This window comes from Pseudomonas sp. L7 (genome assembly GCF_046605565.1).
GTDB lineage: Bacteria > Pseudomonadota > Gammaproteobacteria > Pseudomonadales > Pseudomonadaceae > Aquipseudomonas > Aquipseudomonas wayambapalatensis.
The window spans coordinates 4,312,684-4,333,384 of the sequence record NZ_CP176784.1; the positions used below are offsets into that span (position 1 = coordinate 4,312,684).

Sequence of the window (20,701 nt, forward strand, 5' to 3'; positions counted from 1 at the left end):
TCGGATCGTTGCGCCCTCATTTGGCACACCTTCTGCAAAACCCTTCTCAAGCCGCGGTCCCGCGCGCCTCACAAAAACAACGAGAAGGTATCCCTGATGGATAACGCCACCACCCTGCCCGCCGGGGCGGCCACTGCGCCCGCCGCGGAAAAAACCACCGCCAGTCGTCTCAAGTCGATCTTCAGCGGTTCGATCGGCAACATGGTCGAATGGTACGACTGGTACGTCTACGCCGCATTCTCGCTGTACTTCGCCAAAGCCTTCTTCCCTGCTGGCGACACCACCGCACAACTGCTCAACACCGCCGCGATCTTCGCCGTGGGCTTCCTGATGCGCCCGATCGGCGGCTGGCTGATGGGGCTGTACGCCGACCGCAAGGGCCGCAAGGCTGCGCTGATGGCTTCGGTACTGCTGATGTGTGCAGGCTCGCTGGTCATCGCCCTGACCCCTGGCTATGAAACCATCGGTGTCGCCGCGCCAGTGTTGCTGGTGATCGCACGCCTGATGCAGGGCCTGTCGGTCGGCGGTGAATATGGCACCTCGGCCACCTACCTCAGCGAGATGGCCAGCAAGGAACGCCGTGGCTTCTTCTCCAGCTTCCAGTACGTCACCCTGATCTCCGGCCAGCTCATCGCCCTGGCGGTGCTGATCATCCTGCAGAATGTGCTGACCACCGAAGAACTGTATGCCTGGGGCTGGCGTGTTCCCTTCGTGATCGGCGCGCTGTGCGCGGTGGTTGCGCTGTACCTGCGCCGCGGCATGGAAGAGACCGCCTCCTTCACCAAGAAAGAGAAGTCCAAGGAAAGCCTGATGCGCACCCTAATGCGCCATCCCAAGGAGCTGATGACCGTGGTCGGCCTGACCATGGGCGGCACCCTGGCCTTCTACACCTACACCACCTACATGCAGAAGTACCTGGTCAACACCGTGGGCATGAGCATCAGTGACTCGACCACCATCTCGGCGGCCACCCTGTTCCTGTTCATGTGCCTGCAACCGGTGATCGGCGGGCTGTCCGACAAGATCGGCCGGCGCCCGATCCTGATCGCCTTCGGCGTGCTGGGCACCCTGTTCACCGTACCGATCCTCAGCACCCTGCACACCATCCAGACCTGGTGGGGTGCGTTCTTCCTGATCATGGCGGCGCTGATCATCGTCAGCGGCTATACCTCGATCAATGCCGTGGTGAAGGCCGAGCTGTTCCCCACCGAAATCCGCGCCCTGGGCGTTGGCCTGCCCTACGCACTGACCGTGTCGATCTTCGGTGGCACCGCCGAGTACGTGGCCCTGTGGTTCAAGAGCGTCGGCATGGAAACCGGCTTCTACTGGTACGTCACCGGCTGCATCGCCTGCTCGCTGCTGGTCTACGCGACCATGAAGGACACCAAGCAGCACTCGCGCATCACCACTGACTGATTCTGCGTTCGCTGTAATTGAAAAGGGTCGTTCCGGTGGAACGACCCTTTTTTGCGGCCGCAAAAAAGCTCTGCTGCGGGCATTTGTACCGTTCGCGTCAGTCCTTTTTTCTTGAGGTCAGGATACTTCCAACACTTGCTGCGGCTGACGACGCTGGTAGTAGGTGGCCAGTAGCACCAGCGCCAGCAGGATCGCGCCCAACACCACGGAAGAGCCGATCGTGCCAAAGTCCAGACCGCCTTTTTCGTATGGCTTGGTGAGGAAATCGCCCAGGGTTGCACCGAATGGCCGAGTCAGCACGAAGGCTACCCAGAACAACACCACACCAGGGATTCGGGTCCAGTAACGCGCTATAGCCACCAACACGATGGCACTGCCGATCAGCAGGGCGCCACCCGCGAAGCCCAGGCCTGAATCATCTGCAAGGTAGTCGCCCAGTGCGGTGCCCAGGGTGTTGGAGAACAGGATCGCAACCCAGTAGAACAACTCGCCCGCACGACTGCGGATACGTGTGACATCCAGTGGATTACCACTCAGCCGCCACAGGGCGAAGGTCAACAGCAGGATGCCGATCAGCAGCGCTGAACCTGCGGCGTAACCCAACCCGAGCGTGCGATCCATGAAATCGGACATGGTGGTGCCAGCGGTGCTGGTGGACAGTATCACCAGCCAGTAGAGCACTGGGTGATAGCGGCGGGAATAAAGTTGGGTGAGCAACGTCAGCAAGAAAACACTGATCAACAACAGCGAACTCATGGCGTAGCCGATGTCGAGCGTCATCGACAGCAGGTCGCCAGCCGTCTCGCCCAGCGTGGTGGCGCAGATCTTCATGACCCAGAAGGCCAAGGTGATTTGCGGAAGTTTATTCATCATGTACCGCTCCGGTTTCTGGAATGCGGCGATGTTGAAGATCAACGTCTGAAAAATCGGTTGGAAAGGAATGAAAAAACCGTTCGGCATCGAGAGCGACGGAGGGTTGAGTCCTTAACTCGCCATTAATTGAGGTGGAGCAACGTACAAGCGCTGACAGAACGCTTTCGGATATTTGATAGGCCGCATGCTGCGGGGTAGAGCCCACAGCGACTTATTTGGACACCTTGCGCACAAACACATCGATTAAATTGATTATTTTACGTAATTTTTTGCGCTTTTTAATCAAATTAATCGGCGTAGCATGAGATCCATAGCAAGAACAAACCCCCTCGAATCTACTGGAGCAACGACCATGAAAAACCAACTGATCCTGACCCTGGCCCTTTCGGTCTTCGCCGCAGGTGCCTTCGCCGAAGACGGCTTTGACCGCACCAACGCCCACACCTTCGCCGCTGCACAAAGCCAATCGGCCAGCTACGCAGAAGACGGTTTCGACCGCACTGGTGGCCAACGCTTCGCCGAAGACGGCTTCGACCGCACTGGTGGCCAACGCTTCGCCGAAGACGGCTTCGACCGCACTGGCGGCCAACGCTTCGCCGAAGACGGCTTCGACCGCACTGGCGGCCAGCGTTTCGCCGAAGATGGCTTCAGCCGCACCAACGCCCACCGCATCAGCTGATCACTGATGCGTGTCACCCAGCCCGGCTTTGGCCGGGCTTGATCATTCCCAGCCAGCTCAAGGCTTGGCACACTAGGCGTCTCGTCCGTCCCAGAGGAAGGGCCAAGGCCCTGCGCAGATGCACTACTACGAACCCGCCAAAGGCCACGGCCTGCCCCACGACCCGTTCAACGCCATCGTCGGCCCCCGGCCCATCGGCTGGATCTCCTCCCATGATCGCGAAGGTCGCCTGAACCTGGCGCCCTACAGCTTCTTCAACGCCTTCAACTACATTCCACCGATCATCGGTTTCTGCTGCGTCGGGCGCAAAGACAGCCTGAACAACATCGAACAGACCGGCGAGTTCGTCTGGAACCTGGCCACGCGCCCGCTGGCCGAGCAGATGAACCAGAGCTGCGCGGCAGTGGCTGCGGATATCGACGAATTCGAGCTGAGCGGGCTGACGCCGAGCCCCTCGAAAGTGGTCAGCGTGCCGCGGGTGGGCGAAAGCCCGGTGAACTTCGAGTGCAAGGTGAGCCAGATCATTCAGCTCAAGCGCGCCGATCAGGAGCTGGTGCCCAGCTGGCTGATCCTGGGTGAGGTGGTGGCCGTGCATATCGCCGACCACCTGCTCAAGGAGGGTATCTACGACACGGCTGCCGCCGAGCCGATCCTGCGTGGCGGTGGCCCGGCGGATTACTTCGAGCTGGGCAACCTGTTCAAGATGCGCCGCCCGCTGGCCTGATCACCAGGCCAGCTCGCCCTCTTCACCGACGCCCTGCAGGCGTTCGAGCTCGGCACAGGCCGCCTCGTCAGCGGCCAGTGCCGACTTGAACACCTGACCCTCCAGAACTTTGTGAAAGCGCGGTGCCCCACCCATGTGCAGGGCCTTGACCGCGATTGCCGCGTGGTAGCCGCCGCCTTCGACCGGGACCATCGCCGAAACGGCTTCGAAGCCCGGGAATTCTCTGCGTGCCATTGCTGTGCTCCAGCTGTTGATCGAGGGGCGGGATTCTACTGCAGCAGGCGTTACGGTAGTGGCCTTTTCGTGGGCAAGCGTGCCCGCGAAAAAGCCCCCCAACCAACCCTCAATCAAAGGTCTGCAGGTCCATGCTCGCCACCACCCGCTCCTGCACCAGATCGCCGAACACCTCGAGCGTCGGTGAGGCGAAGTAACCGCGCAGGGCCTGCTGGTCCTGCCAGCTACCACTGAGCAGCCACAGGTCGGCGTCAACCTGGGAGCGCTGGACGGTGAATGCCAGGCAGCCGGGGCTGCGCAGCGAAGGCTCGAGCAGGTCGCGCAGGCGCATGCCGAGTTCCACCGAACGACCGCTGCTGGCACGGATGAAAGCCAAGTGTGTGACCGGTTGATGCAAGGTCATGAACGATCTCCTTGAAGCAGGCGGGACGGAAAAGCCAGGCTGCCAAGATTAGGTCTTCGCCCGCACCCTGCGTTAGGCCATTTCTGTCTGCCGATTGCCTGATCCTGTCGCAATGCAGGATCAGGCAATCGGTCGGCAGCATTTGGCTAGCGCCGGATGTTGCCCAAATCTATGCTGGCCCGGTCCCTGAAGGAATTCGATCATGACCACTGCCCTTGCCGCTCTCGACCCGACCCTGGAAAACCAGCGCCTGGAACTCGCTGACCTGATCCTGAGGCACGCAGGCGACCCCCACGGACCACCGACGGCCATCGAGCAGCTATACCTGTCGCGTTACGAAGACAACATCCGTTCGAAGCCGGGCCTGGCCCTGCCGGCTCTCTGCGTCATGGCCCAGGGCAGCAAGAGCTTGTTCCTGGGCGATCAGCAGTATGCCTACGACCCGCTGCACTACATGGTGGTGTCGGTGACCATGCCGATCAGTCGGGTGAGGCTCGACGCCAGCCCGGAAAACCCTGTGCTTGGGCTGCGGATCGACCTGGACGCGGCGGAGATCAGCCAGTTGATTGCCGAAAGCGGCCCGATGCTGGTGCCCAACGTGCAGTCCGGGCTTGGGCTGTATGTGGAAAAGACCGATGCGCACCTGCTCGATGCCTTGCTGCGCCTGGTCCGCTTGCTCGATACCCCGCGCGACATCCCGATGCTGGCCCCGCTGTTTCGCCGCGAAATCCTCTACCGCCTGCTGCGCGGGCCGCAGGGGCATCGTCTGTACGAGATTGCCCTGGCCAACAGCCAGACGCACCGGGTGAGCCAGGCGATCACCTGGCTCAACAAGCATTTTCACCTGCCGCTGCGCATCGAAGAGCTGGCCCGGGAAGTGAACCTGAGCACCTCGACCTTGCACCACAGGTTCAAGGCCGTGACGTCCATGAGCCCGTTGCAGTACCAGAAGCAACTGCGCCTGCAGGAAGCCCGGCGGCTGATGCTCAACGATGGTTTGGAGGCTGCGGTGGCGGGGTATCGGGTGGGCTATGAAAGCCCGTCGCAGTTCAGCCGGGAGTACAGTCGGCTGTACGGCGCGCCGCCGATTCGCGACATGGCGCGCCTGCGCTCAAGCGCGGGTTGACCCCGCGCGAGTACCTCAGCCAGCCACCGCTGCCTGCCACTGAGCCTGGTCCACCTGGATCAGGGTCGGCCCCTTGCGCTGCGCTGCCAGCGCCAGCGCAGCCTGCAACTGCGCCACATCGCCGACATGTTCGGCCGCCGCACCCAGCCCCTGCGCAACGGTGATGAAGTCCGGGGTGTGGATGTCCACGCCCACGGGCTCGATGGCGCGATTGACCATGTACTTCTTGATCTCTTCGTAGCCTTGGTTGTTCCACAGCAGGACGATCAGCGGCACCTGTGCCTCCACTGCACTGGCCAGCTCCGGCAGTGTGAACTGCAGGCCACCGTCACCGATCAGGCATACCGACGGGGCCCGTTCAGCCATCACTTCGGCGCTGCCAAGCCAGGCGCCCATCGCCGCCGGCAAGGCATAACCGAGCGTGCCGTAGCCGGTCGAAGCGTTGAACCAGCGACGCGGACGGTCCAGGTCGAGGGTGAGGTTGCCGGTGTAGACCGGCTGGGTCGAGTCGCCCACCAGCACGGCATCGGGCAAGGTTTCCAGCACCGCGGCAAGCAGGCGGGTCTGGCTCAGGGTCGGTTGGTCCCAGCCAGCGGCCAGGTCGTTGCGCAGGCGCTCGGCACGGGCAGCGCCCCAGCGCTGGTCACGCACCGCAGGCTGCTCGGCCAGCGCCGCAACCAGGGCTTCGGCAGCCAGCTTGGCATCGGCGACCAGCGCCAGCTCAGGCAGGTAGTTGCGTACGGTCTGGTCCGGATCGATGTCGATGCGCAGCAGGCCGCCAGGGATCTCGAAACCGCCCTTGAAAGTCACGTCGTAGTCGGTTTCGGCAAGCTCGGTGCCAATGGCCAGGACCACGTCGGCCTCGGCAACCAGGGCGCGGGTTGCGGGCAGCGATTGGGTCGAACCGATCTGCAACGGATGGGCAGCCGGCAGCAGGCCCTTGGCATTGATGGTCAGGGCCACCGGTGCCTGGAGCTGCTCGGCCAACTGCGCCAGGGCATCGCCTGCCGCCAGCGCCCCACCACCGGCGAGAATCAGCGGGCGCTGGGCCTTGGCCAGGCGCTGAGCCATCTGCGCCACGACCTGTGGCGCGGCGCCCGCACGGCTGGTGCGTACCGGTCGAGCCTGCAGCAGGTGGTCGGCTGGCTCGACCAGCACATCCAGCGGGATCTCGATATGCACAGGGCGTGGCCGGGCACCGTCGAACACGGCGAAGGCACGGGCCAGTACCTGGGGCAGGTCATCGGCGCTCATCAAGGTCTGGGAGAACGCGGCAACGCCGGCCACCAACGCAGACTGGTTCGGCAACTCGTGCAGTTTGCCGCGCCCACCGCCCAGTGCATTGCGCGACTGCACGCTGGAGATCACCAGCATCGGGATCGAGTCGGCATAGGCCTGGCCCATGGCCGTGGTGATGTTGGTCATGCCGGGGCCGGTGATGATGAAGCACACCCCAGGCTTGCCGCGCGTGCGCGCGTAGCCATCGGCCATGAAGCCGGCGCCCTGCTCGTGGCGCGGCGTGACATGACGGATCGACGAGCGCGCAAGCCCGCGGTAGAGCTCTACGGTATGCACGCCGGGAATCCCGAACACATGATCTACGCCATAGCCTTCGAGGAGTTTGACCAGTACTTCGCCACAGGTTGCCATCATCGTTACCCTGATTCTTGTTGAAATCAGTGCCCATGGAACCAAGCCGCGGCTACCGCGACAATGCAAAAAAACACATACTAGCCATGTCTCCAGATCATGGCTTGCCGCGATGAAACGACTCCCTCCCCTGCCCGCGCTGCACACCTTCCTGGTCACCGCCCAGCACTGCAACTTCACCCGTGCCGCCCAGCAGTTGCACATCACCCAGGGCGCTGTCAGCCGGCAGATCGCCGGGCTCGAGGAGCAGCTCGGCTATCCCCTGTTTCAGCGCCAGGCCCGTGGCCTGAGCCTGACCCGTGAAGGCCAGGACTGGCTGCCGCGGGTGCAGCAGGTGTTCGCCCTGATCGAACAGGGCGTACGCGAGGTCGGCGCGCGCACCGCGACCTTGCAGCTCAAGGCACCCACCTGCGTGATGCGTTGGCTGCTGCCGAGGCTGATGGAGTGGCAGGCGCTGCGCCTGGATGTGCCGGTGGAGCTGACCACCACCGTGCAGCACGGCGTGGATTTTCGTCATGAAGGTTTCGATGCTGCAGTGGTGTATGGCAGCCCGCCCGCCCAGGGCTCGCTGGTGCTCAAGCTGTTCGACGAGCAACTGACGCCGGTGTGCGCACCGTCGTTGCTGCAAGGCGGGGTGCCTCTGGAGCGAGTGGAGGACCTGGCGCAGCACATGCTGCTGCACCCCTCGCGCGACGAACATGACTGGCGCCTTTGGCTGCAGGCGGCTGGCGCTGCGTTCGAGCCGCAGGGCCGACGCCAGCATTTCGAGACACTGGACATGGCGATGGCCATGGCCTCGCAGGGAACCGGCGTGGCCATCGGCGACTGGGCGCTGATCGGCGATGACCTGCGCAGTGGGCGGTTATGCATGCCCTTCGCGCTGAAGGTGATGACGGGCAAAGGTTACTACCTGGTCTGCCCGTCGAAGAGCCTGCCACCGGGGCTCGGCGAGTTGCTGGACTGGCTGCAGGCACGCGCCGGCCTGTAGGAACGGAGAGGACTGGAATGGCCTTTGGCTTTTGAACAAGCCCGTTGCTGCTACAGCCGATGCGCGACATCAGTACCCGACAGTGAAGCGCTGGCGCGTATGGGCAGGCTGTTCAAGCTCGTCGATCAAGGCAATGGCATAGTCGGCGAAGGTGATCCAGCTCTTGCCGTCGGCCCCGATCAGCAGGTGATCCTTGCCCAGCGTATAGCGCCCGCTGCGCTCACCCTCGACGAACTCGGCCGAAGGCGAGAGGAAGGTCCAGTCCAAGGTCGGCTCCTGGCGCAAGGTATCGAGAAAACGCACGCCGGCGCTGGCCTCGGCCTTGTAGGCCTCAGGGAAGTCCGGGCTGTCGATCACCCGCTGCCCCGACGGCAGCAGCAGGCTGCCGGCACCACCAACCACCAGCAGGCGCTTGACCCCGGCGCCCTTGACCGGCTCGATGATTGCCTGCGGCTCGAGGGTGGAGAAGTGTGCAGCGCTCAGCACAGCATCAACGCCCGTGACAGCCGCCTGCAGCGCAGCGCTGTCCCTGGCATCCAGCGCCTTGACCGTGACACCTTCACGGCCCTGCAGCGAAGACGGATCGCGGGCGATGGCGACAACGCTGTGGCCACGGCGCAGGGCCTCTTCCAGCAACTGGCTGCCAGCGCGGCCAGTGGCACCGATGATTGCGATCTTGCTCATGGGAAACACTCCATCAGGGTTGTAGGGGGTTACCACTTCATTTCGCCTTTTGCGACCTTGGCACCGAGCTCCAGCGAGCTTTCATCGGCCAGGTTCGGATAACGCTTGCTCATTGCAGCAATCAGCGCCGCCGCATCGCGGGCCTTGGCCGTCTCGCTGTCAAAGGCGCGGATGTAGCCTGCGGTAAAGCGCACGGCGTCCAGCGAACGGCTGCTCTGGCCCAGGTAGTGACCCGGGATCACTGTGCGCGGGGCCAGTTTTTCGATGTGGGCGAGGGTTGCCAGCCAGTCGGTGTGGGACTGGGCCGACTGGGTGTCAGCCATCCATACGTGAATGTTCTCGGAAACCACAACACCACCGACCACCGCCTTGATCGAGGGAATCCAGACGAAGCTGCGGTCGGGCTGCGGGCCGTCCAGGCCAACGACTTCCAGCGTCTGCCCTTCCAGCTCCAGGCGGTTACCGGCCAACACCTGGGGCACGACCAGTTTCGTGGGCTTGTCGGCGCCCATCTGCGGGCCCCAGTAGGCCAGCTTGGCGTCCATGGTCTGGCGGATGTGCGCCACGGTGGCAGCGGAGGCAACCACCTTGGCGTCTGGAAACGCCTGGATCAGGGTGTCGAGGCCGAAGTAGTAGTCCGGATCGCCATGGCTGATGTAGATGGTGGTCAGCCGCTTGCCGCTGGCGCGCAGGCGCTCGGCCACCTGCTCGGCCTGGGTCTTGCCGAACTGCGCATCCACCAGCACGGCCTCCCGCTCGCCACTGACGATGACCGAACTGACCGGGAACAGTGCGTCATGGCCTGGGTTGTAGACATCCAGGTGCAGCGGATCGGCCGCCATTGCCTGGCCCGTCAGGGCAACACAGGCCAGCATCAGACTGCGCAGTGGAGTGAAAATCGACATGGAGAGATTCCTGAAAGCGGGACGATGGAACACAGCTTAGTTGCCCGATCCGTCACAAAAAATGCGATGCTTGAACATAGTTTGTTTCTGAAATCGGGCAAATCATGGATCGTCTTAACGCCATGCGCGTGTTCGTCACCGTCGTCGACCTGGGCAGCCAGTCGGCCGCGGCAGATCACCTGGAGCTTTCCAGGCCTGTGGTATCGCGCTACCTCGCCGAGCTTGAAGAGTGGGTCGGCGCACGCTTGATGCAGCGCACCACGCGCAAGCTGAGCCTGACGGCCGCGGGCCTGGACACCCTGCCACGCTGCCGACAGATGCTGGAACTGGCCTGCGACCTGCAGACAGCGGTGCGTGCGCCTGAAGACGCACCGCGCGGCGAGCTGCGCATCAGCGTGAGCACCTCGTTCGGTCAGGCGCAGTTGGTGGATGCGGTGGCGGAGTACGTGAAGCGCTATCCGGGAGTGAAGGTGGAGTTGCAGATGCTCGATCGCACGGTCAACCTGGTTGACGAGCGCATCGACCTGGCGATCCGCACCAGCAACGACCTGGACCCGAACCTGATTGCCCGGCGCCTGAGCGTCTGCCGTTCGGTGGTCTGCGCCAGCCCCGCCTACTTGCACGAGTACGGCACGCCGCAGCGAGTCGAGGACTTGACCCAGCACAACTGCCTGACCCACGCCTACTTCGGCCACAGCCTGTGGCATTTCGAGGTGGCCGGTGAACAGGTCGCGGTGCCCGTGCAGGGCAACATCAGCGCCAACGAGGCCCTGACCTTGCAGAAGGCTGCCCTGGCCGGTGCCGGAATCGCCATGCTGCCGACCTACCAGGCCGCTTGCGCAGTGCGTCGCGGCGAGCTGGTGAAGTTACTGCCCATGGCCCGACCACGGGAGCTGAACCTCAATGCGGTCTACACCTCACGCAAACACATGCCGGCAACCTTGCGCAGCATGCTGGACTTTCTTGCCCAGCGGTTCAGTGAAGAACCGCTGTGGGATCGGCAGATGGATTAGCGCGCCGCTGCTACGGAAATCACACCGATCTCGATGCTCGCTCCAGGCAATTGCTGCGCCCTGACCTATGCTTACAGGCATCACCTGTGGTCACAGCAGGAGGTAGGCAACATGGGCATCAAATCCAGACGCTGCGCGATCGTCCTGGCCCTGGTCGCCGTGGCCGGGCTCTACGGTTCGGCCTGCTGGCGCGTCGAGCTGCTGCGCAGCCAGCCCAGTACCGCGGCCAGTTGCGCACACGAGCACTGCGTCCCGCACACTGCAACGCTGAGCGCTCTCAGGTAGCCCGACAACGCCTGTCGGTCACTCCTCGACGCTCATGTACTCCTTGGCCCAGCGGATGTAATCCTCAGGCTGGGTGTAGGTGTGCGAAAGCTCGGTGGCGCTGAGGTTCTCGGACTTGTTCTGCTGCCCGCGCTGCAGACGCAGGCAGTCGTAGGTGGCCTTGATCGCGGCGAAGTACGCTGCATGGCCATCGACCACGATGCGCACGCCCAGGCGCGCCAGGCGTTCGTCGTCACGCAGGTTCGGATTGCCGTAGCTGACCAGCATCAGCGGCACGTTCAGGTGCTCGGTGATCTGCTCCAGTTGCTCGAAATCCTTCACCCCCACCATGCATATACCGTCGGCACCGGCCTTCTGGTAGCTCTGGGTGCGGACGATGATTTCCTCGGTGGTCAGTACGCCGGCGTTGGTGCGGGCAATGATCGACAGCGACGAGTCGACACGTGCCTCCAGCGCTGCACGGATCTTGCCGACGCCCTCTTCCACCGAGATCAGGTCGGTGGACTTGCGACCGAACTGGGCCGGCAGCAGGGTGTCTTCGATGGTCAGCGCCGCCACGCCGGCGCGCTCCAGCTCGATCACCGTACGCATGACGTTCAGCGCATTGCCATAGCCATGGTCGGCATCGGCAATGAACGGCAACTGGGCGACGCGGCCAATGCGTGTGGCCTGCTCGACGAATTCGCTCAGGGTGATCAGGGCGAAGTCCGGGGCGGCGAGCACCTGCAGGGACGCGACCGAGCCGCCGAGGATACCGACTTCAAAGCCCAGGTCTGCGGCGATGCGCGCCGACATCGGGTCGAAGACTGAAGCTGTGTGATAGCACGAACCCGACGCGAGCAGTTCGCGGAAGGCAAAACGCAGATCTTGGTGGGAAGCCTTGGGCATGATCACTCCGCATAAACGTGAAAAATCGAACTGGCTGACTACCGCCCCTGAACCGGGACCCTCCGCCTGTCATAGACATGACATGCAGAGAGTGGAAGAGAAGTGGGGGATTACAGCGATGCGGAAACCTGGGTCACAATGCACCAAATGGGTGCAAACCAGTGTATTTCGGCTGCTATGAACTTGCACGATATCACGCAGCCATGCGCGTTCGTGTGAAAGCGCTTATGCCGATCGCGCATAGGCGATGCAGACAGTACATAGGAAGCTACCTAACTCAGGTTACAATCCTCATCGCGTTTGCAGCCATTTCACTCGCCACGGGCCGCCGACGAACAGCACAATTTCACGACCTCCGACCACAAGGTGTGACCCCGTGACCGCCGCCCTGCCTCCCGCCGTCTTGCGCAGCGTGCTCAGCGCGCTGATGCTGGCGATTCTTCTTGGTGCCCTCGACCAGACCATTGTCGCCGTCTCCATGCCAGCGATTTCCGCCCAGTTCAACGATGTCGGCCTGCTGGCCTGGGTCATCTCCGGCTATATGGTGGCCATGACCGTGGCCGTGCCGATCTACGGCAAGCTGGGCGACCTTTATGGCCGTCGGCGCATGATCCTCACCGGCACCGCACTGTTCACCCTGGCCTCGATCTTCTGCGCCCTGGCCCAGAACATGGAACAACTGGTGCTGGCGCGGGTGCTGCAAGGTATCGGCGCGGGTGGCATGGTCTCGGTCAGCCAGGCAATCATCGGCGACTTCGTCCCGCCTCGCGAGCGTGGACGCTACCAGGGATATTTCAGCAGCATGTACGCGCTGGCCAGCGTGGCTGGCCCGGTGCTCGGCGGGTGGCTGACCGAGTACCTGTCGTGGCGCTGGGTGTTCTGGATCAACCTGCCGCTGGGGCTTTGCGCCTGGTGGGTGATCCGCCGCGCGCTGATGGGCATGCCGGTCCAACGCCGGGAAGCGCAGGTCGACTATATCGGTGCATTGCTGCTGATCCTGGGCCTGGGCAGTTTGTTGCTGGGCATCACCCTGGTCGGCCAGGGCCATGCCTGGACCGCGCCGCCGGTGCTAGCCCTGATTGCCTGCGCGGTGCTGGGCCTGGCGCTGTTCGTCGCCCACGAACGCCGCTGCCAGGAACCGCTGTTGCCACTGAAGCTGTTCGGCAACCGGGTCGCCGTGCTGTGCTGGTGCGTGATCTTCTTCGCCAGCTTCCAGTCGATCTCGCTGACCATGCTCATGCCGCTGCGCTTCCAGAGCATCACCGGTGCCGGCGCCGACAGCGCCGCGCTGCACCTGCTACCGTTGGCGATGGGGTTGCCGCTGGGCGCCTTCAGCGCAGGCCGCCTGACCACCTTCACCGGGCGCTACAAACCACAGATCCTGGCGGGCGCGCTGCTGATGCCGCTGGCGATCCTCGGCATGGCCCTAACTCCGCCGCAATCAGCCTGGCTGGGCGGGCTGTTCATGCTGCTGACCGGCATCGCCTGCGGGCTGCAGTTCCCGACTTCGCTGGTGGGGACACAGAGCGCAGTGGACATGAAGGATATCGGCGTAGCCACCAGCACCACCAACCTGTTTCGCTCCCTGGGCGGGGCGATGGGTGTGGCCTGCATGTCCAGCCTGCTGCTGGCGCTGCTGCATGTCGGAGGGCTGGAGGTGCTGGGCAACCCGCTGCTGGGCAGCCTGAAGGGCGGCGAGACGGACCCGGCGACCCAGGCACACCTGCTGGTGACGTTCCGATACCTGCTGCTGGCCAGTGCCGGCGCAGCACTGCTGGGGCTGCTGGCAGCACTGGCGTTGCCGGACCGGCAATTACGCGGGCATTGAAAAGACCAGGGCCGCAACGCGGCCCCTTTTTAACCCCGACTTAATCCGGCCGGGAAAGACTTCCTCACAATCCTTAACAAAGTGTCATTTGCGCAGGGCCGGGCTCAAGCGCAGCATATCCAACCCTGTGTCGACCCATTTTTCCGCATCGCGCAGCAGGTCGAAGCTGTCCGGCAGCAGCAGCCAGCGCCCGATCAGGCCGTCGACATAGGCGAACATGGCGATGGCCGCACGCTCGACATCCAAGTCGGCGGGCAACTGGCCACGGCGTACTGCATTGGCCAGGGCACGGGAAATGCCCTCGTGGCATTCGACGATGGCGCCTTGTCGCTGCTGGCGGATCTCACACATCTCATCGGTGAACTCGCACTTGTGATGCAGGATTTCATTGATACGCCGGGTCCTGGCGTCCAGTACCAGCTCATTGAGCACTTGCAACAGCAGCTTGCGCATGCAGCCGAGCGGGTCGAGTTCGTCCTCGCTTTCGCTGGCACGCGCGAGGTGGTCATGGGTCTCGTGCAAACTGTCGAGCAGCGCCTGGACCAACTCGGCCTTGTTACTAAAATGCCAGTAGATCGCACCACGGGTGACCCCCGCGATCTCGGCGATATCGGCCAAGGTGGTTCGCGCAACTCCGCGCTTGTAGAAAGCCTTTTCCGCCGCCTCGATGATCTGGGCGCGGGTTTCCTGGGCTTCCTCTTTGGTTCGACGGACCATGGCAGCTCAACCTCATCTGAGCCCGGCACAAGATCGCACGGGCTTTAATCCGGGTTCACCTCTGCAGGGCGGCTCCCGGGGGCATTAATCACGTTTTGCGGTAGTAGCCTGGTACCACCACGCGGTATTTACAAACAACCATGAATGTAAGTATATTCGTTAGTAAGCTACTAATCCACCGGATAGCGATTTTTCTTAAAAGACTCTTCCACTATTCTTGAGCTCCCCCTGCTCCTGCGACCCGAGGATCCTCATGCAATTCAAGCCAGCCGTTACCGCCCTGGTTTCCGCCGTCGCCCTGGCAACCCTGCTCAGTGGCTGCAAGAAAGAAGAAGCCGCGCCCGCAGCGCAGGCTCCTCTGGTCGGCGTCGTCACCCTGCAGCCGCAGGCCTTCACACTGACCTCGGAACTGCCGGGGCGCACCAGCGCCTACCGCATCGCCGAAGTCCGGCCACAGGTCAACGGCATCATTCTCAAGCGCCTGTTCAAGGAAGGCAGCGACGTCAAGGAAGGGCAGCAGCTCTACCAGATCGACCCTGCCGTCTACGAGGCCAACCTGGCCAACGCCCAGGCCAACCTGCAGGCCACCCGATCGCTGGCCGAGCGCTACAAGCAACTGATCGACGAGCAAGCCGTCTCCAAGCAGGAATACGACGACGCCAATGCCAAACGATTGCAGGCCGAGGCGTCGCTCAAGAGCGCGCAGATCGACCTGCGCTACACCAAGGTGCTGGCACCGATCAGCGGTCGTATCGGTCGCTCCTCGGTCACCGAAGGCGCGCTGGTGAGCAACGGCCAGACCAATGCCATGGCAACCATCCAGCAGCTCGACCCGATCTACGTCGACGTGACCCAGTCCACCGCCGAGCTGCTCAAGCTGCGCCGTGACCTGGAAAGCGGCAAGTTGCAGAAGGCCGGCGACAACGCCGCCAAGGTCCAGCTGGTCCTCGAAGACGGCAGCAAGTTCGCCGGCGAAGGTCGCCTGGAGTTTTCCGAAGTCTCGGTCGACGAGACCACCGGTTCCGTGACCCTGCGCGCCGTCTTCCCCAATCCCGACCACACCCTGTTGCCCGGCATGTTCGTGCATGCCCGCCTGCAGGCAGGGGTCAATGCCAACGCCATCCTCGCCCCGCAACAAGGTGTGACCCGCGACCTCAAGGGCGCGCCCACAGCACTGGTGGTGAACAAGGATAACAAGGTGGAACTGCGTCAGCTCAAGGCCAGCCGCACGCTGGGCAACGAGTGGCTGATCGAGGAAGGCCTCAATGCGGGCGACCGCCTGATCACCGAGGGGCTGCAATATGTGCGCCCGGGTGCCGAGGTAAAGGTCAGCGAAGCCACCAACGTCAAGAAGCCGGCCAGCCCTGAACAGGCCAGCGCAGCGAAAGCAGACGCCAAAGCGGAGTAAACCATGTCGAAGTTCTTTATCGATCGCCCGATCTTCGCCTGGGTGATCGCCTTGGTGATCATGCTGGTCGGGGCCTTGTCGATCCTGAAGCTGCCGATCAACCAGTACCCAAGCATTGCGCCGCCGGCCATCGCCATTGCCGTCACCTACCCGGGTGCCTCCGCGCAGACCGTGCAGGACACCGTGGTGCAGGTCATCGAGCAGCAGCTCAATGGTATCGACAACCTGCGTTATGTATCGTCGGAAAGCAACTCCGACGGCAGCATGACCATCACTGCGACCTTCGAGCAGGGCACCAACGCCGACACGGCGCAGGTCCAGGTGCAGAACAAGCTCAACCTGGCCACCCCGCTGCTTCCACAGGAAGTACAGCAGCAAGGTATTCGCGTCACCAAAGCCGTGAAGAACTTCCTGCTGGTGATCGGCCTGGTCTCCGAAGATGGCAGCATGACCAAGGACGACCTGGCCAACTACATCGTCTCCAACATGCAGGACCCGATCTCGCGTACCGCAGGTGTCGGTGACTTCCAGGTGTTCGGTGCCCAGTACGCCATGCGTATCTGGCTCGACCCGGCCAAGCTCAACAAGTACCAGTTGACCCCGGTCGATGTGCGTACCGCAGTCACCGCGCAGAACGTGCAGGTCTCCTCCGGCCAGCTCGGTGGCCTGCCCGCCATGCCGGGTACCCAACTCAACGCCACCATCATCGGCAAGACCCGCCTGCAGACCGCCGAGCAATTCGAGAAGATCCTGCTCAAGGTCAACAACGATGGCTCGCAGGTACGCCTGCGCGACGTCGCCAAGGTCGGCCTGGGCGGCGAGAACTACGCGGTCAGCGCGCAGTTCAACGGCAAGCCGGCATCGGGCCTGGCGGTCAAGCTGGCGACCGGTGCCAACGCCCTGGATACCGCCAAGGCGCTGCGCAAGACCATCAGCGACCTGGAACCGTTCTTCCCGCCGGGCGTGAAAGCGGTGTTCCCGTATGACACCACGCCGGTCGTCACCGAATCGATCAGCGGAGTGATCCACACCCTGATCGAGGCCGTGGTCCTGGTGTTCCTGGTGATGTACCTGTTCCTGCAGAACTTCCGCGCCACCATCATCACCACCATGACCGTTCCGGTGGTGTTGCTGGGCACCTTCGGCATCCTTGCGGCCGCAGGCTTCAGCATCAACACCCTGACCATGTTCGCCATGGTCCTGGCCATCGGCCTGTTGGTGGACGACGCCATCGTCGTGGTGGAGAACGTCGAGCGGGTCATGTCCGAGGAAGGACTACCGCCCAAGGAAGCCACCAAGCGCTCGATGGAGCAGATTCAGGGCGCGCTGGTCGGTATCGCCCTGGTGCTGTCGGCGGTACTGCTGCCAATGGCCTTCTTCGGCGGCTCCACCGGCGTGATCTACCGGCAGTTCTCGATCACCATCGTATCGGCCATGGGCCTGTCGGTACTGGTAGCGCTGATCTTCACCCCGGCCCTGTGCGCGACCATGCTCAAGCCCTTGAAGAAGGGCGAGCACCATGTGGCCAAGCGCGGCTTCTTCGGCTGGTTCAACCGCAACTTCGACCGCAGCGTACAAGGCTACGAGCGCAGCGTCGGCACCATCCTGCGCAACAAGGTGCCGTTCCTGCTGGCCTACGCGCTGATCGTGGTCGGCATGATCTGGCTGTTCACCCGCATCCCGACCGCCTTCCTCCCCGAGGAAGATCAGGGCGTGCTGTTCGCCCAGGTGCAGACCCCGGCCGGCTCCAGTGCCGAGCGCACCCAGGCGGTGGTCGACCAGATGCGCGAATACCTGCTCAAGGACGAAGCCGATACCGTGTCTTCGGTGTTCACCGTCAACGGTTTCAACTTCGCCGGTCGCGGCCAGAGTTCGGGCATGGCGTTCATCATGCTCAAGCCTTGGGGTGAGCGTTCGAAGGAGAACAGCGTGTTCGCCCTCGCCCAACGCGCCCAGATGCACTTCTTTGGCTTCCGTGATGCGATGGTATTCGCCTTCGCCCCACCGGCGGTGCTGGAACTGGGTAACGCCACCGGCTTCGACGTGTTCCTCCAGGACCGTGCAGGCGTGGGCCACGAAAAACTGATGGAGGCGCGCAACCAGTTCCTGGCCAAGGCCGCGCAAAGCAAGATTCTCAGTGCGGTGCGCCCGAACGGCCTGAACGACGAGCCGCAGTACCAGCTGTCCATCGATGACGAACGTGCCAGTGCCCTGGGCGTGACCATCTCGGACATCAACAACACCTTGTCCATCGCCCTGGGCGGCAGCTACGTCAACGACTTCATCGACCGTGGCCGAGTCAAGAAGGTGTACATCCAGGGCGAGTCGAGTGCCCGGATGAGCCCGGAAGACCTGCAGAAGTGGTACGTGCGCAACGGCGCAGGCGAGATGGTGCCGTTCTCCTCCTTCGCCAAGGGCGAATGGACCTACGGCTCGCCGAAACTGTCGCGCTACAACGGTGTCGAGGCGGTCGAGATCCTCGGTACGCCAGCACCGGGCTACAGTACGGGTGAGGCCATGGCCGAAGTCGAGCGTATCGCCGGCGAGCTGCCGACAGGCATCGGCTACTCCTGGACCGGCATGTCCTACGAGGAAAAACTCTCCGGTTCGCAGATGCCGGCGCTGTTCGCCCTCTCGGTACTGTTCGTGTTCCTCTGCCTGGCAGCCCTGTACGAAAGCTGGTCGATCCCGATCGCGGTCGTGCTGGTAGTGCCTTTGGGGATCATCGGTGCACTGATCGCCACCAGCCTGCGTGGGTTGTCCAACGATGTGTACTTCCTGGTCGGCCTGTTGACCACCATCGGCCTGGCAGCGAAGAACGCGATCCTGATCGTAGAGTTCGCCAAGGAACTGCACGAGCAGGGCCGCAGCCTGTACGACTCGGCGATCGAAGCGTGCCGCATGCGTCTGCGCCCGATCATCATGACCTCGCTGGCCTTCATCCTCGGCGTGGTACCGTTGACCATCGCCAGCGGCGCGGGCGCCGGCAGCCAGCATGCCATCGGCACCGGCGTGATCGGCGGCATGATCAGTGCGACCGTGCTGGCAATTTTCTGGGTACCGCTATTCTTCGTCGCAGTGTCGTCGCTGTTCGGCAGCAAAGAACCGAAAGCAGACGCCACCCCTGAAACTCCACGTAATGAGGCTGGGCAATGACCAAGTCTTTGTTGTCCCTGGCGGTAACCGCTTTCATTCTCGGCGGCTGCTCGCTGATTCCCGACTACCAGACCCCGGAAGCACCGGTGGCCGCGCAGTGGCCGCAAGGCCCTGCGTACTCGCCGACCCAGTCGGCCGACGTGGCCGCCGCCGAACAGGGCTGGCGCCAGTTCTTCCACGACCCGGCACTGCAGAAACTGATCCAGACCTCGCTGGTCAACAACCGCGACCTGCGTGTCGCCGCGTTGAACATCGACGCCTACCGCGCGCAGTACCGCATCCAGCGCGCCGACCTGTTCCCGGCGGTCTCGGCCACCGGCAGCGGCAGCCGCCAGCGGGTTCCGGCCAACCTGTCGCAGACCGGTGAGGCGAACATCACCAGCCAGTACTCGGCAACGCTGGGTGTCAGCGCGTACGAGCTGGACCTGTTCGGCCGCGTGCGCAGCCTGAGCGAGCAGGCCCTGGAGACCTACCTCTCCAGCGAGCAGGCGCGTCGCTCCACGCAGATCAGCCTGGTGGCCAGCGTGGCCAACGCCTACTACACCTGGCAGGCCGACCAGGCGCTGCTGAAGCTGACCGAAGAAACGCTCAAGACCTACGAGGAAAGCTACAACCTGACCCGCCGCAGCAACGAGGTCGGTGTGGCTTCCGCGCTCGACCTGAGCCAGGCGCGCACCGCCGTCGAAGGCGCGCGGGTCAAGCTGTCGCAGTACCAGCGCCTGGTGGCGCAGGACCTGAACAGCCTCACCGTGCTGCTGGGAACCGGTGTACCGGCCGACCTGCCGGCGCCGCTGAAGCTCGACGCCGACCAGCTGGCCGACGTGCCGGCGGGCCTGCCGTCCGACCTGCTGCAGCGGCGTCCGGACATCCAGGAAGCCGAGCACCTGCTCAAGGCTGCCAACGCCAACATCGGCGCGGCCCGCGCCGCGTTCTTCCCGAGCATCAGCCTGACCGCCAACGCCGGTACCCTGAGCCCGGACATGGGCGGGCTGTTCAAGGGTGGTTCGGGGACCTGGCTGTTCCAGCCGCAGATCAACCTGCCGATCTTCAACGCCGGCAGCCTGCGGGCGAGCCTGGACTACTCGAAGATCCAGAAGGACATCAACGTCGCCAAGTACGAAAAGACCATCCAGACCGCCTTCCAGGAAGTCTCCGATGGCCTGGCCGCGCGCAAGACCTTCGAGGAGCAGTTGCAGGCCCAGCGTGACCTGGTTGCCGCCAACCAGGATTACTACCGTCTGGCCGAGCGTCGCTACCGCATCGGTATCGACAGCAACCTGACCTTCCTCGACGCCCAGCGCAACCTGTTCAGTGCCCAGCAGGCGCTGATCAGTGATCGCCTGTCGCAGCTGACCAGCGAGGTCAACCTGTACAAGGCGCTTGGCGGTGGCTGGTACGAGCAGACCAACCAGCAGGCGTCGGTGGCCACACCGAAAGGCTGATTGGCCTGGCAGCAGCATCGAGCCCACCCTTCGCGGTGGGCTTTTTGTTTGGCGGTGCCGATGATTGCCCGACGATAGGGCCAACACCGGCACCCAATTAACCACCCGGAACATTGCGTTCGATTATCGCCCGCAACCGTTTGCAACGAATTGCCACTCCACCGCCCTTCCGCGCACCATCGCTTGCGCAACGTTGCACAGTTCATCCCAAAAAAAAGCGTCGACCTGCAGGCTCGTACCCTGCAGCGCTCCGACTCGCCCATAAAAACAAGAGATCCACGA

Annotated in this window: 19 protein-coding genes; 11 read left to right on the top strand and 8 right to left on the bottom strand. The window is 63.3% G+C overall.

Annotation, left to right across the window (positions count from 1 at the left end):
- Positions 1-96: 96 nt before the first annotated feature.
- Complete coding sequence (locus ACK3BK_RS19920; protein WP_411383140.1) at positions 97-1,416, top strand: MFS transporter; 1,320 nt, start codon at positions 97-99, stop codon at positions 1,414-1,416.
- A 117-nt stretch (positions 1,417-1,533) separates the two neighbouring features.
- Here ACK3BK_RS19920 and ACK3BK_RS19925 read toward each other — a convergent pair whose 3' ends face one another.
- Positions 1,534-2,286, bottom strand: a complete 753-nt coding sequence (locus ACK3BK_RS19925) for a hypothetical protein (RefSeq protein WP_411384497.1) — start codon at positions 2,284-2,286, stop codon at positions 1,534-1,536.
- Between the two features lie 355 nt (positions 2,287-2,641).
- Between ACK3BK_RS19925 and ACK3BK_RS19930 the strand changes: the two genes are divergently transcribed.
- Together ACK3BK_RS19930 and ACK3BK_RS19935 are read left to right on the top strand one after the other, a co-directional pair.
- Positions 2,642-2,968, top strand: a complete 327-nt coding sequence (locus ACK3BK_RS19930; protein ID WP_200603796.1) for a hypothetical protein — start codon at positions 2,642-2,644, stop codon at positions 2,966-2,968.
- Positions 2,969-3,086: 118 nt separating this feature from the next.
- Positions 3,087-3,692, top strand: a complete 606-nt coding sequence (locus ACK3BK_RS19935; protein WP_411383141.1) for a flavin reductase family protein — start codon at positions 3,087-3,089, stop codon at positions 3,690-3,692.
- Here the strand turns inward: ACK3BK_RS19935 and ACK3BK_RS19940 are convergent, their stop codons facing one another.
- Both ACK3BK_RS19940 and ACK3BK_RS19945 read right to left on the bottom strand, forming a co-directional pair.
- The gene (locus tag ACK3BK_RS19940; protein ID WP_065862393.1) at positions 3,693-3,926 is read right to left on the bottom strand and encodes a hypothetical protein; all 234 of its coding nucleotides are present in this window, start codon (positions 3,924-3,926) and stop codon (positions 3,693-3,695) included.
- Between the two features lie 109 nt (positions 3,927-4,035).
- Positions 4,036-4,329, bottom strand: a complete 294-nt coding sequence (locus ACK3BK_RS19945) for a putative quinol monooxygenase (RefSeq protein WP_186667270.1) — start codon at positions 4,327-4,329, stop codon at positions 4,036-4,038.
- Between the two features lie 202 nt (positions 4,330-4,531).
- On the opposite strand from ACK3BK_RS19945, the gene ACK3BK_RS19950 reads away from it, so the two are divergent.
- Entirely contained in the window at positions 4,532-5,455 is a 924-nt protein-coding gene (locus ACK3BK_RS19950; protein WP_186667271.1) for an AraC family transcriptional regulator, read from the top strand.
- A 15-nt stretch (positions 5,456-5,470) separates the two neighbouring features.
- Here the strand turns inward: ACK3BK_RS19950 and ACK3BK_RS19955 are convergent, their stop codons facing one another.
- Complete coding sequence (locus ACK3BK_RS19955; protein WP_411384498.1) at positions 5,471-7,105, bottom strand: 5-guanidino-2-oxopentanoate decarboxylase; 1,635 nt, start codon at positions 7,103-7,105, stop codon at positions 5,471-5,473.
- A gap of 112 nt (positions 7,106-7,217) precedes the next feature.
- Between ACK3BK_RS19955 and ACK3BK_RS19960 the strand changes: the two genes are divergently transcribed.
- Positions 7,218-8,093 (top strand): LysR substrate-binding domain-containing protein, encoded by an 876-nt coding sequence (locus ACK3BK_RS19960; RefSeq protein ID WP_411383142.1) that lies wholly within the window; start codon positions 7,218-7,220, stop codon positions 8,091-8,093.
- 69 nt (positions 8,094-8,162) lie between these two features.
- Here ACK3BK_RS19960 and ACK3BK_RS19965 read toward each other — a convergent pair whose 3' ends face one another.
- Both ACK3BK_RS19965 and ACK3BK_RS19970 read right to left on the bottom strand, forming a co-directional pair.
- Positions 8,163-8,777, bottom strand: a complete 615-nt coding sequence (locus ACK3BK_RS19965; RefSeq protein ID WP_288374733.1) for an NAD(P)-dependent oxidoreductase — start codon at positions 8,775-8,777, stop codon at positions 8,163-8,165.
- A gap of 29 nt (positions 8,778-8,806) precedes the next feature.
- Complete coding sequence (locus ACK3BK_RS19970; protein WP_411383143.1) at positions 8,807-9,682, bottom strand: MBL fold metallo-hydrolase; 876 nt, start codon at positions 9,680-9,682, stop codon at positions 8,807-8,809.
- A gap of 104 nt (positions 9,683-9,786) precedes the next feature.
- Between ACK3BK_RS19970 and ACK3BK_RS19975 the strand changes: the two genes are divergently transcribed.
- Together ACK3BK_RS19975 and ACK3BK_RS19980 are read left to right on the top strand one after the other, a co-directional pair.
- A complete protein-coding gene (locus ACK3BK_RS19975) occupies positions 9,787-10,695 on the top strand; it encodes a LysR family transcriptional regulator (RefSeq protein ID WP_411383144.1) in 909 nt (302 codons plus the stop codon).
- A 111-nt stretch (positions 10,696-10,806) separates the two neighbouring features.
- Entirely contained in the window at positions 10,807-10,980 is a 174-nt protein-coding gene (locus tag ACK3BK_RS19980; RefSeq protein WP_186667276.1) for a hypothetical protein, read from the top strand.
- 18 nt (positions 10,981-10,998) lie between these two features.
- Here the strand turns inward: ACK3BK_RS19980 and ACK3BK_RS19985 are convergent, their stop codons facing one another.
- Complete coding sequence (locus tag ACK3BK_RS19985; RefSeq protein WP_054894495.1) at positions 10,999-11,868, bottom strand: oxaloacetate decarboxylase; 870 nt, start codon at positions 11,866-11,868, stop codon at positions 10,999-11,001.
- A 376-nt stretch (positions 11,869-12,244) separates the two neighbouring features.
- On the opposite strand from ACK3BK_RS19985, the gene ACK3BK_RS19990 reads away from it, so the two are divergent.
- Positions 12,245-13,696 (top strand): MDR family MFS transporter, encoded by a 1,452-nt coding sequence (locus ACK3BK_RS19990; protein WP_186709308.1) that lies wholly within the window; start codon positions 12,245-12,247, stop codon positions 13,694-13,696.
- Positions 13,697-13,780: 84 nt separating this feature from the next.
- Here ACK3BK_RS19990 and ACK3BK_RS19995 read toward each other — a convergent pair whose 3' ends face one another.
- The gene (locus ACK3BK_RS19995) at positions 13,781-14,413 is read right to left on the bottom strand and encodes a TetR family transcriptional regulator (RefSeq protein ID WP_186667278.1); all 633 of its coding nucleotides are present in this window, start codon (positions 14,411-14,413) and stop codon (positions 13,781-13,783) included.
- 253 nt (positions 14,414-14,666) lie between these two features.
- Between ACK3BK_RS19995 and ACK3BK_RS20000 the strand changes: the two genes are divergently transcribed.
- From ACK3BK_RS20000 to ACK3BK_RS20010, 3 genes are read left to right on the top strand one after another with little or no spacing between them, the layout of a single operon-like run.
- Entirely contained in the window at positions 14,667-15,821 is a 1,155-nt protein-coding gene (locus ACK3BK_RS20000; protein WP_411383145.1) for an efflux RND transporter periplasmic adaptor subunit, read from the top strand.
- 3 nt (positions 15,822-15,824) lie between these two features.
- The gene (gene ttgB / locus ACK3BK_RS20005; protein ID WP_411383146.1) at positions 15,825-18,977 is read left to right on the top strand and encodes a multidrug efflux RND transporter permease subunit TtgB; all 3,153 of its coding nucleotides are present in this window, start codon (positions 15,825-15,827) and stop codon (positions 18,975-18,977) included.
- On the top strand, positions 18,974-20,419 hold the full coding sequence (locus tag ACK3BK_RS20010; protein WP_186667281.1) for an AdeC/AdeK/OprM family multidrug efflux complex outer membrane factor: 1,446 nt from the start codon (positions 18,974-18,976) through the stop codon (positions 20,417-20,419). Before ttgB ends, ACK3BK_RS20010 begins: the two co-directional genes overlap by 4 nt.
- Positions 20,420-20,701: the final 282 nt, after the last annotated feature.

What these genes read in the sequence shown, in the direction of transcription:
- ACK3BK_RS19980 (WP_186667276.1), top strand. Translation starts at nt 10,807, where the DNA reads ATGGGCATCAAATCCAGACGCTGCGCGATCGTCCTGGCCCTGGTCGCC.
- ACK3BK_RS19925 (WP_411384497.1), bottom strand. Translation starts at nt 2,286, where the DNA reads ATGAATAAACTTCCGCAAATCACCTTGGCCTTCTGGGTCATGAAGATC.
- ACK3BK_RS19950 (WP_186667271.1), top strand. Translation starts at nt 4,532, where the DNA reads ATGACCACTGCCCTTGCCGCTCTCGACCCGACCCTGGAAAACCAGCGC.
- ACK3BK_RS20010 (WP_186667281.1), top strand. Translation starts at nt 18,974, where the DNA reads ATGACCAAGTCTTTGTTGTCCCTGGCGGTAACCGCTTTCATTCTCGGC.
- ACK3BK_RS19945 (WP_186667270.1), bottom strand. Translation starts at nt 4,329, where the DNA reads ATGACCTTGCATCAACCGGTCACACACTTGGCTTTCATCCGTGCCAGC.
- ACK3BK_RS19975 (WP_411383144.1), top strand. Translation starts at nt 9,787, where the DNA reads ATGGATCGTCTTAACGCCATGCGCGTGTTCGTCACCGTCGTCGACCTG.
- ACK3BK_RS19960 (WP_411383142.1), top strand. Translation starts at nt 7,218, where the DNA reads ATGAAACGACTCCCTCCCCTGCCCGCGCTGCACACCTTCCTGGTCACC.
- ACK3BK_RS19940 (WP_065862393.1), bottom strand. Translation starts at nt 3,926, where the DNA reads ATGGCACGCAGAGAATTCCCGGGCTTCGAAGCCGTTTCGGCGATGGTC.
- ACK3BK_RS19930 (WP_200603796.1), top strand. Translation starts at nt 2,642, where the DNA reads ATGAAAAACCAACTGATCCTGACCCTGGCCCTTTCGGTCTTCGCCGCA.
- ACK3BK_RS19955 (WP_411384498.1), bottom strand. Translation starts at nt 7,105, where the DNA reads ATGGCAACCTGTGGCGAAGTACTGGTCAAACTCCTCGAAGGCTATGGC.
- ACK3BK_RS19970 (WP_411383143.1), bottom strand. Translation starts at nt 9,682, where the DNA reads ATGTCGATTTTCACTCCACTGCGCAGTCTGATGCTGGCCTGTGTTGCC.
- ACK3BK_RS20000 (WP_411383145.1), top strand. Translation starts at nt 14,667, where the DNA reads ATGCAATTCAAGCCAGCCGTTACCGCCCTGGTTTCCGCCGTCGCCCTG.
- ACK3BK_RS19920 (WP_411383140.1), top strand. Translation starts at nt 97, where the DNA reads ATGGATAACGCCACCACCCTGCCCGCCGGGGCGGCCACTGCGCCCGCC.
- ttgB (WP_411383146.1), top strand. Translation starts at nt 15,825, where the DNA reads ATGTCGAAGTTCTTTATCGATCGCCCGATCTTCGCCTGGGTGATCGCC.
- ACK3BK_RS19995 (WP_186667278.1), bottom strand. Translation starts at nt 14,413, where the DNA reads ATGGTCCGTCGAACCAAAGAGGAAGCCCAGGAAACCCGCGCCCAGATC.
- ACK3BK_RS19965 (WP_288374733.1), bottom strand. Translation starts at nt 8,777, where the DNA reads ATGAGCAAGATCGCAATCATCGGTGCCACTGGCCGCGCTGGCAGCCAG.
- ACK3BK_RS19985 (WP_054894495.1), bottom strand. Translation starts at nt 11,868, where the DNA reads ATGCCCAAGGCTTCCCACCAAGATCTGCGTTTTGCCTTCCGCGAACTG.
- ACK3BK_RS19935 (WP_411383141.1), top strand. Translation starts at nt 3,087, where the DNA reads ATGCACTACTACGAACCCGCCAAAGGCCACGGCCTGCCCCACGACCCG.